The sequence below is a fragment of the Candidatus Nitrosoglobus terrae genome, from assembly GCF_002356115.1.
GTDB classification, from domain to species: Bacteria; Pseudomonadota; Gammaproteobacteria; order Nitrosococcales; family Nitrosococcaceae; genus Nitrosoglobus; species Nitrosoglobus terrae.
On the sequence record NZ_AP014836.1, the window covers coordinates 78,114 to 95,352 of the forward strand.

Annotated in this window: 17 protein-coding genes; 13 read left to right on the plus strand and 4 right to left on the minus strand. The window is 44.0% G+C overall.

Annotated elements, in window-relative coordinates:
• Window positions 1–3: 3 nt before the first annotated feature.
• The gene (locus TAO_RS10125; protein WP_096526117.1) at window positions 4–1,065 is read left to right on the plus strand and encodes a DMT family transporter; all 1,062 of its coding nucleotides are present in this window, start codon (window positions 4–6) and stop codon (window positions 1,063–1,065) included.
• A gap of 14 nt (window positions 1,066–1,079) precedes the next feature.
• Here the strand turns inward: TAO_RS10125 and TAO_RS00430 are convergent, their stop codons facing one another.
• Window positions 1,080–1,658 (minus strand): TMEM165/GDT1 family protein, encoded by a 579-nt coding sequence (locus tag TAO_RS00430; RefSeq protein ID WP_096526118.1) that lies wholly within the window; start codon window positions 1,656–1,658, stop codon window positions 1,080–1,082.
• A 227-nt stretch (window positions 1,659–1,885) separates the two neighbouring features.
• Between TAO_RS00430 and TAO_RS00435 the strand changes: the two genes are divergently transcribed.
• Window positions 1,886–3,127, plus strand: a complete 1,242-nt coding sequence (locus TAO_RS00435; RefSeq protein WP_096526119.1) for a cation:proton antiporter — start codon at window positions 1,886–1,888, stop codon at window positions 3,125–3,127.
• 56 nt (window positions 3,128–3,183) lie between these two features.
• Here the strand turns inward: TAO_RS00435 and TAO_RS00440 are convergent, their stop codons facing one another.
• The 3 genes from TAO_RS00440 to TAO_RS00450 form a co-directional block, all read right to left on the minus strand.
• Window positions 3,184–4,032, minus strand: coding sequence for a DUF3298 and DUF4163 domain-containing protein (locus tag TAO_RS00440; RefSeq protein WP_096526120.1), 849 nt, complete (start codon window positions 4,030–4,032; stop codon window positions 3,184–3,186).
• A gap of 67 nt (window positions 4,033–4,099) precedes the next feature.
• Window positions 4,100–4,309, minus strand: coding sequence for a heavy-metal-associated domain-containing protein (locus TAO_RS00445; protein ID WP_096526121.1), 210 nt, complete (start codon window positions 4,307–4,309; stop codon window positions 4,100–4,102).
• 39 nt (window positions 4,310–4,348) lie between these two features.
• Entirely contained in the window at window positions 4,349–6,805 is a 2,457-nt protein-coding gene (locus TAO_RS00450) for a heavy metal translocating P-type ATPase (RefSeq protein ID WP_096526122.1), read from the minus strand.
• 176 nt (window positions 6,806–6,981) lie between these two features.
• Between TAO_RS00450 and TAO_RS00455 the strand changes: the two genes are divergently transcribed.
• The 11 genes from TAO_RS00455 to tolA all read left to right on the plus strand — a co-directional run bounded on the left by TAO_RS00455 (window position 6,982) and on the right by tolA (window position 17,235).
• On the plus strand, window positions 6,982–7,563 hold the full coding sequence (locus tag TAO_RS00455; RefSeq protein WP_096526123.1) for a tetratricopeptide repeat protein: 582 nt from the start codon (window positions 6,982–6,984) through the stop codon (window positions 7,561–7,563).
• Window positions 7,564–7,688: 125 nt separating this feature from the next.
• Window positions 7,689–10,601 carry a bifunctional [glutamate--ammonia ligase]-adenylyl-L-tyrosine phosphorylase/[glutamate--ammonia-ligase] adenylyltransferase gene (gene glnE / locus TAO_RS00460; protein ID WP_096526124.1) on the plus strand — a complete coding sequence of 971 codons (2,913 nt, stop codon included), beginning with the start codon at window positions 7,689–7,691 and terminating at the stop codon, window positions 10,599–10,601.
• A gap of 47 nt (window positions 10,602–10,648) precedes the next feature.
• Window positions 10,649–11,572, plus strand: coding sequence for a branched-chain amino acid transaminase (locus TAO_RS00465; protein ID WP_096526125.1), 924 nt, complete (start codon window positions 10,649–10,651; stop codon window positions 11,570–11,572).
• A gap of 48 nt (window positions 11,573–11,620) precedes the next feature.
• The gene (locus tag TAO_RS00470; protein ID WP_096526126.1) at window positions 11,621–12,367 is read left to right on the plus strand and encodes a YebC/PmpR family DNA-binding transcriptional regulator; all 747 of its coding nucleotides are present in this window, start codon (window positions 11,621–11,623) and stop codon (window positions 12,365–12,367) included.
• Between the two features lie 60 nt (window positions 12,368–12,427).
• Window positions 12,428–12,952: a crossover junction endodeoxyribonuclease RuvC gene (gene ruvC, locus TAO_RS00475; RefSeq protein ID WP_096526127.1), complete on the plus strand. Its 525-nt coding sequence runs from the start codon at window positions 12,428–12,430 to the stop codon at window positions 12,950–12,952.
• Window positions 12,949–13,542, plus strand: coding sequence for a Holliday junction branch migration protein RuvA (gene ruvA, locus TAO_RS00480; RefSeq protein WP_096526128.1), 594 nt, complete (start codon window positions 12,949–12,951; stop codon window positions 13,540–13,542). Before ruvC ends, ruvA begins: the two co-directional genes overlap by 4 nt.
• A complete protein-coding gene (gene ruvB, locus TAO_RS00485; RefSeq protein WP_096526129.1) occupies window positions 13,539–14,564 on the plus strand; it encodes a Holliday junction branch migration DNA helicase RuvB in 1,026 nt (341 codons plus the stop codon). Before ruvA ends, ruvB begins: the two co-directional genes overlap by 4 nt.
• A complete protein-coding gene (gene ybgC, locus TAO_RS00490) occupies window positions 14,565–14,972 on the plus strand; it encodes a tol-pal system-associated acyl-CoA thioesterase (RefSeq protein ID WP_096526130.1) in 408 nt (135 codons plus the stop codon).
• Complete coding sequence (gene tolQ, locus TAO_RS00495; RefSeq protein WP_096526131.1) at window positions 14,962–15,639, plus strand: protein TolQ; 678 nt, start codon at window positions 14,962–14,964, stop codon at window positions 15,637–15,639. The genes ybgC and tolQ overlap by 11 nt, the downstream gene beginning before the upstream one ends.
• An 11-nt stretch (window positions 15,640–15,650) precedes the next feature.
• Window positions 15,651–16,097: a protein TolR gene (tolR, locus tag TAO_RS00500; RefSeq protein ID WP_096526132.1), complete on the plus strand. Its 447-nt coding sequence runs from the start codon at window positions 15,651–15,653 to the stop codon at window positions 16,095–16,097.
• A 19-nt stretch (window positions 16,098–16,116) separates the two neighbouring features.
• Window positions 16,117–17,235 carry a cell envelope integrity protein TolA gene (tolA, locus tag TAO_RS00505; protein ID WP_096526133.1) on the plus strand — a complete coding sequence of 373 codons (1,119 nt, stop codon included), beginning with the start codon at window positions 16,117–16,119 and terminating at the stop codon, window positions 17,233–17,235.
• The last annotated feature ends 4 nt before the right edge of the window (window positions 17,236–17,239 follow it).

The window sequence follows — 17,239 nt, forward strand, 5'->3', positions numbered from 1 at the left end:
ATTATGAAAACTCGTATTTTCTGGTCTTCTGCCATCTACGCGGCTCTGGGGGCTGCTGCATTGTTTGGTGCCAGTACTCCGCTTGCAAAAGCGCTGCTACATGATACTCCCCCCGTTTTGCTGGCTGGCCTGCTGTATCTTGGCAGTGGAATTGGCCTAGGGCTGGCGAGGCTAGCGCGTGATCGCAGTTGGTGTATCCCGACAATGCCACGAGCCGAGTGGTTATGGCTGCTACTTGCCATCGGATTTGGTGGGGTGTTAGGGCCTTTGGCCTTGATGTTGGGGCTTACATTTACGCCCGCATCGACGGCTTCTTTGCTGCTTAACTTGGAAGCAGTGCTCACAGCAGTTTTGGCTTGGGTTGTATTCCATGAGAATGCTGATGGCCGTATCGTTCTTGGCATGATACTTATTGTGCTGAGCGCGTTGCTGCTAGCGCTACCGGGATCATCAGATGTTGCCTCTCTCAATTGGGGCAGTTCTTTGGTAGCCGCCGCTTGTTTGTGCTGGGCGCTTGATAACAACTTCACCCGTAAAGTGTCGGCCACCGATGCCCTCTTTGTTGCCGGTACCAAGGGCCTGATGGCGGGCGTTGTGAATGTCGGAATCGCACTGTGGATTGGCGTCAATTGGCCTACTGCCCCGTTCATAGGGATGGCGATGGTGGTTGGCTTTCTGGGCTACGGCGTGAGCTTGGTATTGTTCGTCCTTGCCTTGCGCGGACTGGGAACAGCGCGCACTGGCGCGTACTTCTCTACTGCACCGTTCATTGGCGCTGCTATTGCAATCTTGGCTTTCGGTGAGCCCACATCTTGGATGTTTTGGGCTGCCGTGTTGCTGATGGCTATAGGTGTTTGGCTTCATTTAACCGAGCGTCATGAGCATATGCACATGCATGTACCCATCACGCACACACACCCCCACGTGCATGACTCGCATCATCGGCATACTCACGACTTTTCTTGGGATGGGAATGAGCCACACACGCATGAGCATGCGCATACGCCCATTACACACAGTCATCCTCACTATCCAGATATTCACCATCAGCACCGACACACGTAGGTGAGAGGTGAGACTCAAAGTTTTAATCCGCCCCACGCACTCCACAATGTCACCGCGCCAAGGATAGTAAATGCGGTGGCAGCAACCGTACGCACCAGCTTCATCGGGATTTTGGAGCCCAGTTTATCGCCCATGAATACGGCGGGAACGTCCGCAACAAGCATGCCGATTGTCGTGCCGATGACTACCAGTAACGGTGTCCCATAGTGCGCCGTTAGGGCGACGGTGGCGATCTGGGTTTTATCGCCCATTTCGGCAAGGAAGAAGGTAATCAAAGTGGCACCAAAGACGCCGAATCTCCTAATGGCGGTGGCCTCTTCATCATCCATACTGTCTGGAATCAGGATCCAAGCCGCCATCGCGATAAATGAGAAGCCCAAAATCCAGTGTAGGATTTCAGGGTTCACTGCAGAGGTGATCCACGCACCCAAGGCACCGGCAAGGCCGTGGTTGACGATGGTGGCAACGAGAATACCGAGGATAATTGGTAGCGGCTTTTTAAAGCGAGCCGCTAAGACAAAGGCAAGAAGTTGTGTCTTGTCGCCTATTTCGGCGAGGGCGACGACACCAGTCGATACAAGGAGAGCTTCCATACAAAAATCCCTAAGCTAGATGACAGACGAATGACTATAATGCATCTGAAAATAACATAGCTTGGATGTAATTCTTAAAGTGGATTTAGCTATTTTCACTCACGTTTAGAAGTATGCTGGAAATTCTCTCCTATTCTTGGTTGGAGGATCTGGCTATTTTTTGCTGTCCAGTAGCAAAATTCATGCTCATTCTTTAAAAAATAGCAAAACCATCAGATAATCGGGGGATGAGTATACTTAATATTATTACTATTTTAGTCGTATTGACTGCTATTTTGGGTTATCTAAATGCTAGATTCCTGAAATTGCCCGATACTATTGGGGTAATGGTGACTGCCATTGTGTTCTCTATCCTTATCTTGGTAGTGAATAGTATCTTTCCAGAACCTTTTGTTTTTGTAAAAGAGTTAGTTACAAAAATAAATTTTACAGAGGTATTGCTTGACGGATTTTTAAGTATTTTTTTGTTTGCGGGCGCTTTACAGACTGATGGGGATTCTCTGAAAACAATGCGTGGCCCTGTGCTTTTGTTTGCTACTGTTGGCGTTCTTGTATCTGCTCTTCTAATAGGGGCAATGATGTTTGTGGGGTTTGAGCTATTAAATTTTAAAATCCCATTTATTCATTGCTTATTGTTTGGTGCCCTTATCTCACCTACTGATCCTATTGCTGTTTTAGGAATCCTGAAAAAGGCTAGAATATCTAAATCATTAGAAATAAAAATCGTTGGAGAGAGTCTTTTCAATGACGGTATGGGTATTGTTATATTTCTCACTGTCTTCCATGTTGCTCAGCTTGGGGGTGGGAAGATAACCAGTATTGATATCAGTTTATTATTTGTTGAGGAGATCGGTGGGGGTATTTTACTGGGATTAAGCCTAGGATATCTGGCTCATTTTTTAATGGGATCTATTAATAATCCACAAATAGAAGTATTGATTACACTTGCCGTAGTCCTTGGGGGTTACTGGTTGGCTAACCAGCTGAATTTTTCCGGGGCTTTAGCTATGGCAATTGCTGGACTAATGGTTGGACATAAAGGCTTTCATACTAATGATATATCGGAAGCCACAGAAAATTATGTGGATAGATTTTGGGAGCTATTAGAGCTGTTTTTTAGCACTATCCTTTTTTTACTGATTGGTTTGCAACTCATTATTATTCCATTCAATTTGCAATACTTATTAGCAGGTGTTTTAACCATACCTATAGTATTGCTGGCACGTTATGTTTCGGTATTTTTTCCTCTTTACGTGTTTGAGAAATCTCTTACTCTTGCCTTGCAGGAAGGGCTAATCATGACTTGGGGCGGCTTGCGCGGGGGTATTTCTATTGCGCTAGTCCTTGCCTTAGAACCTGACATGTCTCGTGAACTACTGCTTACCGTCTGTTATATTATAGTAGCATTTTCCATTATTATACAGGGGCTTACCGTAGGAAGGTTAGCTAAGAAATACCGTAATATCTAAGTTTTGAGGATGGAATGTTAGAAAATAATTAATAAACAGATGCGCCTTGCGCTAAGCTACTGTATAGCAAAGCTACTTAAGTAATTAGGTTTTAGGAATTGAGCAAATATATAAGCTGGAACCTCAACGGTTTGAGTACCGCTTGCATACGGTGCGATTTGATAGGGTGGAAAAACTAGAATAATCCCAGGGCTAGCAGTCTGTATGTTAGCCGCTGATTGTATGATAAATGCGGCATAATTCTCAGCGGTGGGTTGAGTACCCTCGTTCAGCATTTGCCTCATGCGGAATCCCCATTCCTGAACAGCTTCGAGGGATCCTTCATCTGATTTGGGGGCTTCTATCTGGAATTTTTCTAAGAGTGTACTGCGAGCAAAATTAGCTAGTGCGCTAAGGGCAGGATTGAAGCTAGTAAATAAATCAGCCAAGGTGATGAGCTTACCCAGTTTGCGATCGTATACAAAAGTGGCTTTGATCGGTATTGGATGGGCCCCTCCAGTATTTGAGCTACCCGTTTCTAGGATACTAATAAAAGTGTCAATTTGGCTGATAACTTTGAAGTCTATTAGTAAGTCAAACTGGCGATCGGCAAACTCGGGTAGGTGTTTCCAATCAGGCAGTGCTTGCAAGAACTCATGCTTAGCGTTATCGGCAGCGGTGCGTATTGCGTCGACCAGAGGTTTTTCATCGGCAGTCAATGTTGGCAATGTAATTGTGATCTTATAGCGCTTGGTGATGATGCGATCACCAGATAACGGTACAATGCTAGTGGGTATAAGATCTATAGTAGCTTTACTGTTAGCTACTTGCGCTGAATGTATCATCTCTGGTGTTACTATTATTCCTAGCATCGTGATAACAATAAAACTTACAAGCACAATCAGGAGCCATTCTTTAGCTTTCATTTATTTACCAGAATAAATAGGCCCCTGATTTTTGCCCATAGTGATTATTTTTGCATTATCCTATCCGTTAAGATAATACTGGGCCTTCATAATCAAAGCCTGCAGCCTCCACAGCTTGGGCAATGAGTACATCATCATCAATTCCGGTAACGGTAATTTGTTTCTTTTCCAGATTAACTTTAACGATTGCCGTAGTTGCTGCCGTAGTAATAGCCCTTTCAACGGATTTAGCGCAGCCATTACAGGTCATACCGTCTACTTTATAAGTTTTTTCCATGATGATAGGTTTCCTCTAAAATTAAATTTAACGTTGATTTTAAATTAGTTTTGGCTGCCATCGGCGCAACAACAGGGAATTTGAAACTACACTTACAGACGACATGGCCATAGCAGCGCCAGCAACTACGGGATTCAGCATCCCGAAGGCTGCTAAGGGTATAGCGAGTATGTTATATACGAAAGCCCAGAACAGGTTTTGGCGAATCTTCTGGTAGGTTGCTCGAGAAATAGATAAAGCAGCAGTTACTAAGCTGGGATCACCCCGCATCAGAATAATCCCCGCTGTTTCCATAGCTACATCGGTGCCCGTTCCCATAGCCATACCTACATCTGCTGTTGCTAAGGCAGGGGCATCATTTACCCCATCTCCCACCATAATCACTCGACGGCCTTGGGCTTGTAATGTTTGGATTTGATTGGTCTTATCTTCAGGTAAGACTTCAGCAATGACTTGTTTAATGCCTATTTTATCTGCCACCGCCTGAGCAGCGCCTGAGTTATCTCCCGTTAGCATCACTACGGTTAACCCTCGTGATTGTAATGAGGAAATGGCTTGTGATGTTACTGCTTTAATGGGATCTGTAGCGGTTAGGATTCCAAGCAGCCGGGATGGTGAGTTAATCTCAGCGACCCAGATAATCGTATGGCCCGTTTTTTCAAATGTTGCCGCCTGTGCTTGTAAAAGAGAGATATCTATCTGATTTTCCTCCATCAAGCGACGATTACCCACTAAAATAGTGCGTTCCTGAATTTGAGTGCTAAACCCCTTTCCTGGAAAGTTACGAAAATTTTGAGGTGGGCTTAGCGCCATCCCCTGAGCTTTAGCCAGCACTGCCTTAGCTAGAGGATGTTCACTACCCTGCTGGGCAGAGGCCACGAGCTGGAGTAATGTCTCTGCACTATCTTCTACTGGGAGGACAAGATCTACTGCCGGTTGACCCTCAGTAAGAGTGCCCGTTTTATCGAAAACTACCGTATCGCTATTTTGCGCGCGCTCTAAAGCAATAGCATCTCGAATTAAAATACCATGACGGGCGGCGGTGCCTGTGCCCACCATAAGCGCTGTGGGGGTAGCTAGCCCTAGGGCACAAGGGCAAGCGATAACCAGTACCGATATAGCTGCTTTAAAGGCAGTTTCTGTAGATCCCTCTAGTAGCCACCAACCGGCAAAGGTTAAAAAGGCAATGGTGACGACTACGGGAACAAAAATATGGGTCACTTGATCGACTAATTTTTGTACTGGAGCTTTACTGGACTGAGCATTTTCCACTAATTGGATGATTCGCGCTAGGGTTGACTCCGCCCCTACGGTGGTGGCTTGGATACGCAATAACCCCTCTCCATTCACTGATCCTCCCGTAATAGCTTCTCCTTTTCCTCTGGCAACAGGGAGGCTTTCGCCGGTAATCATAGATTCATCAAGCTGGCTACTTCCCTCAATAATCACGCCATCAACGGGAATGTGCTCTCCAGGTCGTACCAGCACAATATCATCGGTAACTACCTGTTCAGCCGGAATTGTAATAATTTTACCCGCCCGTTCTATCTGAGCTGTTGCCGGTCGTAGTGCCATGAGGGCACGAATTGCAGAGGCTGCGCTACGCTTTGCCCGTCCTTCTAATCGCCTACCCAGTAGAACTAAGGTAATAACCATTGCTGAGGCTTCAAAGTATAAATAATCATTACTAGAGATCAAAATATTCCAAGTACTTAATCCCCAAGCAGCAGAAGTACCTAGGGACACAAGTACATCCATGTTACCTATTCCCCCGCGCAAAGATTTATAAGCCCCTACATAAAAATGACGACCGATCCAGAATTGAACTGGGGTAGCTAATAGAAATTGAATCCAAGGCGCTAAATCAATATGGATACCAAAAGGCATCATGAGCATGGGTAAAGTTAAGGGAAAGGTTAAAAGGGCAGCAAGCTGTAGCTGTCTTAGTTCATATCGATCTTTAGCACTGGTCTGTGCTTTTTCCTGCGCTTCCCTGTCTGCTACGCTTAATAAAGGCTTGGCAGTAAAGCCCGCCTGTTGTACTGCGGTGATAACCGTGTCGGAGCTAAGTACCCCAGTAGGTGCGGTTATCATTGCCTTTTCCGTGGCTAGATGAATAGCCACCTTACTCACTCCGGATAGGCGATCTAAGACTTTTTCTAACCGAACGGTGCAAGCCGTACAAGTCATTCCATCAATATTAAAATCTAGCGTTTCCATAGGTACAGTAAAACCGGCTTGGGTAATCAGTTGATAGATTGCTTGGGTAGAGATTAATTTAGGGTTAAAGTGAATATGAGCCTGTTCTAAGGCTAAGTTGACTTGAGACTGGATTATGCCAAATTGCTTACTTAGTACCCGCTCTAACCGGTTAGAGCAGCTAGCACAGGTCATGCCTTTAATCGGTAAAGTTAGGGTTTGGATTTTTTCTTCCAGTTTAGCGCTATCTTGCGAGATAGGCGTTTTAATCGCATTTAGGGCTGATGTTTTGGGCATAAACTGACCTCACGTCTGCTGTTTATAGATGGATAACCCCATTAATATGGGGGTGGCAATAAAAGAATGCAATCCCAAATGCCCCTTAATGTAGATAACTCTAGTTGCAGTCGGTAGATAGTGATCCGATGCTTGATTGATATAAAGTTAAAAATAGTTGAAATAATAGGCGATAGATGATGATAAGAAAGTGTATTGCTGGATTTTTGCTGATTGTTTTTGGGAGCGGGTTATTAATGAATAATAGCCTAGGGGCTACGGTCAATACGGCTGATACGGTCAATACGGCTGATACGGTCAATACGGCTGATACGGTCAATACGGCTGATACGGCTGATACGGCTGAAGGTAGTAAAGAGGACGTAACCGTAAAATCTACCCAGAAGCTGGCTGAGCAAGGAGATGCTAAAGCTCAATCTCTCCTTGGGTACATGTATGCTAATGGTCATGGTGTACCGCAGGATGATAGCCAAGCGGTAAAGTGGTTTCGGAAGGCCGCTGAGCAAGGGCTTGCTAAGGCGCAGTACAACCTTGGGGTTGCCTATTCTAGAGGCCAAGGCGTTCCTAAAAATAAGGTTGTGGCCTATGCTTTGTTTAATTTAGCGGCGGCAAAGGGTGTCAATTTAGCTACTACCACTCAATCTGAATTAGTTAAGGAGTTATCTAGCCAGGAGATATCTGAAGGAAAAACCTTAAGTAGCCAGCTATTTGATTCAGGAAGTTTAGTACCCATAGAGGTTTATTTACATCAGAAGTAAATAATCATTTGCTAGCCAATTCTTAGTCATGGTTCTTTTAAAATGGCGCACTCTTTTTTTAAGAAGCCAGTTTGTGTTTTAAGCTTCCTGTTTTTGAATGATTTTAGGATTTTTGAGTAAAGTCTATGGATTGGCAAGCAAAAATTCAGGAATTACCTCCTCTTTTACAGGGGCGCGTTAAAAGGGATTTAGCCCGTTTTCAAGAATCCCTAAATCAAAATGGCCCTGAGATAAGGCTGCAAACAAAGACTAAAGAAACGCTATGTTCTGTATGGGCTGCCAGTGATTTTGTGGCCAGTAGCTGCATTCGCCAGCCTTCGCTGTTATTTGATCTACAAGAAAGCGGTGATTTATTTCGAACCTATGAGCCTGATTTTTATTCTAAAGCCCTCAAACAACAGCTTGCTCACGTTACTAATGAAACAGTATTAATGACCGTATTGCGGCGTTTTCGTCGTCGGGAAATGGTTCGTATTATTTGGCGTGATTTAGCAGGTTGGGCTGACCTTGAGGAAATATTAGGAGACCTTTCCCAGTTAGCAGAAGATTGTCTTAATAATGCGTTAACTTGTCTGCACCATTGGCAAAGTCAAGAATTGGGTACGCCTTATGGGTTTTACTCTGGAAAGCCGCAGACATTAGTTATTCTTGGAATGGGTAAATTGGGCGCTCGGGAACTTAATCTTTCCTCAGATATTGACCTTATGTTTACTTATCCAGAAAACGGAGAGACTCAGGGGGTAGAGAAAACTCGGAGTAATGAAGAATATTTCACTCGTTTAGCGCAATGTATCATTCGTTGCTTTGAGATGCGTACAGAAGAAGGGTTTGTGTTTCGGGTAGACATGCGATTACGACCTGATGGTGATTCTGGACCATTAGTAGTCAGTTTTGAGGCTATGGAAAACTATTACCAGAGTCAGGGGCGAGATTGGGAGCGGTATGCCATGATCAAAGCGCGGGTGGTAGCAGGTGATTACTTGGCGGGGAAACGTCTACTCGCCATGTTGCAGCTGTTTACTTACCGCCGCTACCTAGACTTTGGGGCTATCGAAGCTTTACGGGATATGAAGATGTTGATTGTCCAAGAGCTACGGCGCCAAGGAAGTAAAGCGGATATTAATATTAAATTGGGACTTGGAGGTATTCGTGAGATCGAATTTATTGGGCAATCCTTTCAGCTGATTCGAGGGGGGCGTGAGGTAGCGCTTCAAGATCGAAGAATCCTACGCACTTTAACACTATTGGCAGAAAGAAATTACCTTCCTGTTTATGTTAAGGAAGATCTGTGCGCAGCTTATGTGTTTTTACGCCGGGTTGAGCACCGGTTACAAGCCTATCGAGATGAGCAAACCCATATATTACCTGATTCAGCAGAGGGGCAAGAACGTCTCGCTTTTTCTATGGGTTATAAGGACTGGGAAGGATTTTTATACCAGCTCAATAGACATCGACATCGAGTTCAAGAGCATTTTGAGCAATTATTTGCGGCCCCTCATATTGGGGCTTTGAAGCAAACGGAACAACCTAATGATCTGACTCAAGTTTGGTTAGCCTGCCATTTATCTGAGGCGATATTGGCAGTTTTAAGTACAGCAGGTTATTGCTCCCCGGAAAAGGTAATACAAATGCTGGCTAGATTACGGCAGTCTTATACAGTGAGAGCGCTTAATAGCCGTGGTCAGCGACGTTTGACTCAGTTAATGCCCTTACTATTGGGGGCTATTGGCAGTACTGATCAGCCTGAACAATGCTTACAGCGAGTACTCATATTATTAGAGACAATAGCAAAACGAGCAGCTTATTTAGCTTTGCTGATAGAGAATTCTATGGCGTTGTCTCAATTAGTTAAATTATGCGCAGCCAGTCCCTTTGTTGCTCGCCAGCTTACTCGTTATCCATTATTGCTAGATGATCTACTAGATCCTCGTGCACTCTATCAAGTGCCCAATTATAGTCAACTGACAGAAGATCTAGTGCAATTATTGATCTCTGCTTCTCAGGATGATTTGGAACAGCACATGGAATTGTTACGTCACTTTCGCCAGCGGCAGTCTTTACGTGTAGCAGCGGCTGATATTACTGGCATTTTACCTTTAATGAAGGTGGGGGATCACCTGACGTATTTAGCTGAAGTAGTACTACAAAAATCCCTAGAGCTTAGCTGGCAACATTTGGCGCGTCGCCATGGTTATCCTCACCCTAGTTGTGGAGATGAATTAGAGAATTGTGGTTTTGCTATTATTGCTTACGGTAAGCTAGGTGGATATGAGTTAGGGTACGGATCTGATCTGGATGTGGTTTTTCTGCATACCGCTAAACTAAACGATCCCCTTACTAAAGGTGACAGACCATTGCACCCCATTGTATTTTACAGTCGCTTGGGACAGCGACTAATTCATATACTGCAGACTTTAACTCCTTTAGGAAAACTTTATGAAGTAGATACCCGTCTCCGCCCGAGTGGAGATTCTGGATTATTAGTCAGTAGCCTAGAGGGCTATTGTGATTATCAACGTACTCAAGCTTGGACTTGGGAGCATCAGGCGTTAGTGCGGGCACGTTTTATTGCTGGGGATAAAAAAATTGGTATTACTTTTGCTGCCATGAGAGAAGAAATTTTAGTCCGCCAGCGAGATTTAACTAGATTACAGGAAGAAGTCCGTAGTATGCGGACTAAGATGCGTAGCCAGCTGGATCAAAGCCGAATAGGGGTTTTTGATCTTAAACAAGGGAAGGGGGGTATTGTTGATATAGAATTTATAGTCCAATATGGGGTTCTTGCTTGGGCTCATACTTATCCACATTTATTGGTATATCCTGACAATATTCGTACTCTGGAGGGGTTTACGCAAGCCGGATTGATGTCACAGGAAAATAGTACATTGTTAATAAAATCTTATTGCGCTTATCGAATGGCCACTAACCGACTTAATTTGCAGGAACGGGAGGAGTGGGTAGAAGAAGGACAATTTGCTAAAGAACGTGACGCTGTTCAGCGTTTGTGGTCTGTATTACTAGAAGCTAAGATAGCTTAGGTGACTATGAATAATACATTCGAGCTAAGAGAAGGAGATAAAATATAATGAGTACTATGGATGACCGTGATGGTGTCATCTGGTTAGACGGCAAGCTAGTACCTTGGCGTGAGGCGCAGATTCATGTATTGACCCATACTTTACATTATGGGATGGGTGTTTTTGAAGGAGTACGCGCTTACCAAAGCGTACTGGGTACTGCGATATTCCGCTTACAGGAGCACACTGAGCGTTTATTTCGCTCCGCGCATATCTTAAATATGGCAATTCCCTATGATAAAAAGATCCTAAATCAGGTTCAGAAATTAGTAGTACGGGAGAATAACTTAGATACTGCCTACATTCGTCCTATGTGTTTTTATGGATCAGAGGGTATGGGGCTGAGAGCCGATAATTTACAAGTCCATGTAATGGTAGCGGCTTGGTCTTGGGGGTCTTATTTAGGCGCTGAAAACATGGAAAAGGGTATTCGGGTTAAAACGTCCTCTTATACTCGGCATCACGTGAATATTACGATGTGTAAAGCTAAAGCTAATGGAAATTACTTAAATTCTATGTTGGCTTTGCAGGAGGCTTTAGGGGCGGGTTGCGATGAAGCGCTATTATTAGACTCTGAGGGGTATGTTGCCGAAGGAAGCGGAGAGAATATCTTTATTATTCGTGACGGTGTCCTTTATACTCCGGATCTGACTTCAGCTTTAGAAGGGATTACGCGAGATACGATTGTTCAACTTGCCCAAGAAATGGGATTCTCATTACGAGAGAAACGAATTACTCGAGATGAGGTCTATATAGCTGATGAGGCATTTTTCACGGGGACGGCGGCAGAAGTGACTCCTATACGAATGCTGGATGGGCGGAAAATTGGAAGCGGTGGCCGAGGGCCTATTACTGAGCGCTTACAAACATTATATTTTGACCAGGTTCATGGTCGTAGAAAAACCCATCCGGAGTGGCTCACTCCAGTATAGGATTAAAACTAGATAGTAACTAACTGGTGAAGAAGCAAAAGGATATCTATGGCAGGACATAGCAAATGGGCCAATATTCAACACCGTAAAGGGGCTCAAGATGCCAGGCGTGGCAAGATTTTTACTAAATTAATCCGAGAGATCACAGTAGCCTCACGTCTTGAAGGAGGGGATCCAGCTTCTAGTCCAAGGTTACGTACCGCTATTGACAAGGCGCTTGCTGCTAATATGCCTAAAGATAAGGTCGAGCGGGCTATCAAACGGGGTACAGGTGATATAGAAGGGATAACCTATGAGGAAGTTCGGTATGAAGGTTATGGCCCCCATGGTGTAGCGATAATGGTCGATTGCATGACAGATAATCGTAATCGCACAGTAGCTGAGGTTCGTCATGCTTTTAGTAAAGGAGGCGGAAGCCTTAGTACTGAAGGATCAGTAGCTTATTTATTCAGCAAGAAAGGAATTATTAGTTACCCTAAGGGAAGCCCTGAAGAGAATATTATGGAAGTAGCCATTGAATCAGGTGCTGAAGATGTGGTAACTCATGAGGACGGCTCAATAGAGGTATTGATAGATCCAGAAGCTTTTTTAGTTGTTAAAAAAGCGCTTGAAGACGCTGATCTAAAGCCGAGGCAAGCAGAAATTACCCAACATGCTTCAACTACAGTGTTGCTGGAGTTAGAGGGGGCAAGGAAAATGTTAAATTTGCTTGAATCCTTGGAAGATTTAGATGATGTACAACAAGTATATAGTAATGCAGATTTTTCTGAGGAGACGCTGGCTCAGTTAGCGTAGACAATAAGCATGCTAGAGACAGAAAATATGCCCTGGTATTTAGCAAAATCTCCTTAATTTATGACAAGAATCCTCGGTATTGATCCTGGATCTCGTATTACGGGCTATGGGCTTATTGAAACCGACGGCAAGGAAATTTCCTATATTACAGCTGGGCATATCCAGACAGGTGATGGACTATTGGCTGAGCGATTGGGAGAGGTTTTTAGAGGTATTACCTCAATTATTGAGCGTTACCATCCTGATGAGGTTGCAGTAGAGCAGGTTTTTATGCATCAAAATCCTGATTCTGCTCTAAAATTGGGGCATGCTCGGGGCGCGGCTATTTGTGCTGCTGTAAATGTAATACTTCCTGTTTTTGAATATACCCCATCCCAAATTAAGCAGGCTGTAGTGGGTCATGGACGGGCAGCTAAATCTCAAATTCAGTATATGACGCGGTTGTTACTTCAGCTTTCATCTGAGCCTACAGTAGATGCAGCTGATGCTTTAGCTTGTGCGATCTGCCATAGTCATGCAAGTTCTGTATTATCTGAGCTGGCGGAGCAGGTCAGAGGTCGTCGGCGAGGACGCTATTATCGATGATTGGCCGTTTACGGGGGATTTTACTGGAGAAAAAAGCCCCTTTTTTATTACTCGATGTTCAGGGTGTAGGGTATGAGTTAGAAACACCGATGTCTACTTTCTATGCCCTTCCTGAAATGGGCGCTGAGGTGACTTTATACACTCATCTGATAGTGCGGGATGATGCTCATTTACTATATGCGTTTGCTAGTGCGAAAGAGCGGGGATTATTTCGCAGTTTAATTCGGGCTAATGGTGTCAGTGCGAGGCTAGGATTAGCTATTCTCTCTGAGATTGACTTTGAATCTTTTATCCGCTGTATTCAGGAAGGAGATGTGGCCAGTTTAACTCAGATTTCAGGGGTGGGTAAAAAAACGGCGGAGCGCCTCATTGTAGAGATGCGAGATCGGCTTGCTAATATTCCTAGAGGTAGCGTAGAAGGGAGTACAGCTGATCAAAACCGAGCAGTAATAGCAGATGCAGTTAGCGCGCTAATAGCATTAGGCTATAAGGCTCAGGAGGCTAGTCAGATAGTGCGCCAATTCGATATTAAAGGATTTACAACCGAGGAGATCGTTCGTCGAGCTTTACAGATAGGGATGAAATCATGAACTCAAGCCAGCGCTTATTATCCACTCAAGAAACCAGAGAGGAGAAGGCCGTTGGATTTTTTGTACGCCCCACCGTATTGGCTGATTATGTAGGTCAGCCAAAGGTACAGGAGCAGATGAAAATTTTTATTTCAGCAGCCCGAGCGCGGAGAGAGGCTATGGATCACGTATTGATTTTTGGACCTCCCGGTTTAGGTAAGACGACGCTTTCCCATATTATTGCCCATGAGCTAGGAGTAAATTTGCGCCAAACTTCTGGGCCAGTGCTAGAACGTCCGGGTGATTTAGCAGCCTTGTTAACTAATCTAAAACCAAGAGATGTGCTCTTTATTGATGAGATTCATCGATTGAGTCCTATAGTAGAAGAGGTGCTTTATCCGGCTATGGAAGATCGCCAAATTGATATCATGATTGGTGAGGGCCCTGCAGCGCGTTCAATTAAACTAGATTTAGCTCCGTTTACTTTAGTAGGGGCTACTACTAGGGCTGGGCTATTGACTTCTCCTCTACGGGATAGATTTGGTATTATCCAGCGCTTAGAGTTTTATGCACTTGAAGATTTAGTCTTGATTGTGGAACGGGTAGCTCGTATTCTGGGGTTACTTTTAGAAGCTGGGAGCGCTTTAGAGGTGGCACGTCGCTCTCGAGGGACCCCTAGAATTGCTCATCGTTTGTTACGGCGAGTGAGAGATTATGCTGAGATCAAAGGAGATGGCCGAGTAACGTACCAACTAGCACAAAGAGCATTAGATCTGCTGGATATAGATATTAATGGTTTTGATACTTTAGATCGTAAACTACTGCTAACAATAATAGAGAAATTTGATGGGGGTCCCGTGGGAATCGATAGCTTAGCGGCTGCTATTAGCGAAGACCGGGGTACGATTGAAGATGTAATAGAACCATTTTTAATTCAACAAGGCTTTATAACGCGGACATCACGAGGCCGAATGGCAACGCGCAACGCCTACCTTCATTTTAGTTTAACCCCAGTAGAGCAGGAATCCTCAGATCTTTTTTGAATGAATGAGTTTGTATTGCCAATCCGAGTTTATTACGAGGATACGGATAGCAGTGGCATAATTTATCATGCTAATTACTTTAAGTTTATGGAGCGTGCTCGAACTGAATGGTTACGCAGCATTGGTTTTGAGCAAAATGATTTGCTTAAAGAATACGGAATAGTATTTGTGGTACGATCTTTAAGCCTAGATTATCTGCAACCAGGGTATTTTAATGATTGGCTGAAGGTACATACGCGTATTCTGCGCTATGGCGGTGCAAGCTTAAATTTTACTCAAATAGTACAGCGAGAGGCGGGAGATGACCTGTGTCGGGCTGAAGTTAAGGTGGCATGCTTAGATGGACAGACTTTTCGCCCCCGCCCTATTCCTAAGCTGATAGTTACGGAGATTTCCGGTGGCTGTTGATCTTTCTTTAATTGGTTTAGTAACTGGAGCTAGCTTTTTAGTTCAGTTAGTCATGCTGTTATTATTAGCGACTTCTATAACTTCTTGGACTCTTATTTTTCGTAAACGAAACGAGCTGCAGCAAGCTAAAAAAGCTGCTGATGAATTTGAAGATTACTTTTGGTCGGGCAAAGAACTCAATAGCCTCTACGCTGAATTGGCTATGCGTGAGCCTCCGTTACGAGGTATGGAAGGAATCTTTCTTTCTGGATTTAGAGAATTCGGGCGATTGCGTAAACAGGCAAGCGCAGAGCAACGAGCGGTGTTAGATGGCTCTCAGCGAGCCATGCGGATTTCCTTAGCGCGGGAGATGGATACTCTGGAAGCTTCATTACCCTTTTTAGCAACCGCCGGATCTATTAGCCCTTATGTTGGTCTTTTTGGTACTGTTTGGGGAATCTTAAACTCCTTTCGAACCTTGGGAGGAGCTCATCAGGCTACTTTAGCGATGGTGGCTCCTGGGATTGCCGAGGCATTAATCGCCACTGCCATGGGACTATTTACGGCTATTCCTGCAGTTGTTGCTTATAATCGTTACGCTCATGAGGTGGAACGTTTAATTAATCGTTATGATGCTTTTCTGGAAGAGTTCTCTGCTATTTTACAGCGCCAAATTTATATCTCCTAAATTAGAACAATATGCGTTTTTCTCAGCAATATAAGCGACGTCGGCTTATGTCTGAAATTAATATAGTACCGTATATTGATGTTATGCTGGTGTTATTAGTAATTTTTATGATTACAGCGCCTATGCTAACTCAAGGCGTAAAAGTAGAGTTACCCCAGGCAAATGCTAATCCGGTAGAGTCCTCTAAAGACCATGAACCTTTATTAGTGAATATTGATAGCCAAGGGCGCTATTATATTGATATAGGTAAAACGCCAAATCAGCCAGTAACCGCTAATGAGTTACTGGATAAAGCTACTGTGATTTTGCGCCACAAACCTAACACACCTGTTCTTGTTGGAGGCGATCGTAGTGTTCCTTATGGTGAAGTAGTAAAGCTAATGGCTTTATTACAGCAGGCGGGCGCTCCCCATATCGGATTAATTACTGAAATGCCCGTAAAACAGAAGCCCCATTAATTTAATTTTGATCTTGTTCATGGAGAGCTTACGCAGGACACCATCTCCCTTTTCACTAGCTTTATTAGTACATGGAATTCTACTTGGAATAGTCATGGTTAGTTTTAGTTGGACACCCCGATCTAAGCTAGCAAATACTTATCCTCCCGCTATTGTCCAAGCCATAATTATAGATAAAGAAAGTCTTCTAGCTAAGCTAGATCAGCAGCAGAAAGTTATCCCAGACCCTCAGAAAACAATACCTTCTAAGCTTAAAGTGGCTGAGCAACAAGCTATAGAACTTCAGCATCAGCAACAAGAAGTAATTAAAAAAGCACAGCAGGAAGTAAAGAGGCAACAGGAATTAGAACAAAAAAAACGACAAGAACAAATACGACTTAAGCAGATAGAGGCTGAAAAAAAGGCTAAGGAAGAAGCACAGTACAAAGCAGAAGTAGAAAAAAAACGAAAACAGGCTGAGGAACAAAAAAAACAACAGGATCAAGCCCGGCTTAAGCAGATAGAGGCTGAAAAAAAGGCTAAGGAAGAAGCACAGCACAAAGTAGAAGTAGAAAAAAAACGAAAACAGGCTGAGGAGCAAAAAAAACAACAGGATCAAGCCCAGCTTAAGCAGATAGAGGCTGAAAAAAAGGCTAAGGAAGAAGCACAGCACAAAGCAGAAATAGAAAAAAAGCAAGCTGAAGCTAAGCGACGTTTAGAGGAAGAGAAGCGTCAAGCGGAAGCGACTAAACGAAAAGAAGAAGATCGTAAGAAAGCAGAAATAGATCGTCGTAAGGCTGAAGAAGACGCACGCCGCCAACAGGAACTACAAGCCAGTATTGATGCAGAACAAAAGGCCACGCAAACTAAGATAGCCATTGAACATTTTATTCCGCAGCTACAAGCACGGGTACAACGTTATTGGATTCGCCCTCCTGGTACTCAAGATAATATGGTTACAGTACTGCAGGTAGAATTACTTCGAACTGGTGAGGTTCGTAATGTTAAAATCGTTGAAAGTAGCGGTGATCTGACCTTTGATCGTTCGGCGCAGGCAGCTGTTTATAAAGCCTCCCCTTTACCACTACCTGCAGATGCTGCAGCGGTAGCAAAGCTGCAAAGCTTCAATTTTAAATTCTGTCCTGGATCGAGTTGTTAATAAT